Genomic DNA, 412 nt, shown 5'->3' with positions numbered 1-412 from the left:
AAGGCGGTCGGAACACCAAGGTCCATGCCGTCTGCGACGCCAGGGGCCGCCCTCATGTCCTCCTTCTGACGCCGGGGAACGTCCACGACTGCAAGGTCGCCAGGACCTGCATCGCCGCACTGCCACCATCCGCCGAACTCGTCGCCGACAAGGGCTACGACAGCCAGGCATTGCGCGAATGGCTCGACGAGCGCGGCACCCAAGCCGTCATCCCGCCACGTCGCAACCGCAAGATACAGTACGACTACGACCGCACCATCTACAAACAGCGCAACGTCATCGAGCGCATGTTCTGCCGCATCAAGGATTGGCGACGCATCGCTACCCGCTTCGACCGCAACATCAAGAACTTCCTCAGCGCAATCGCTTTCGCTGCCGCCGTCATCTGGTGGTTATGAGTCCGGACCCTAGT

The 412-nt window shown here is 62.4% G+C and carries 1 protein-coding gene; it reads left to right on the top strand.

Annotated features, from left to right (window positions below; genetic code table 11):
- A partial coding sequence (locus SM191_RS19620; protein ID WP_341507668.1) for an IS5 family transposase occupies positions 1–398 on the top strand: 398 nt, incomplete at its 5' end.
- Positions 399–412: the final 14 nt, after the last annotated feature.

It is taken from the genome of Sphingomonas sp. 2378 (assembly GCF_038084995.1).
Lineage (GTDB): Bacteria > Pseudomonadota > Alphaproteobacteria > Sphingomonadales > Sphingomonadaceae > Sphingomonas.
Note: the sequence above shows the minus strand (reverse complement) of the source record. Positions and strands in the feature narration are given on the sequence as shown.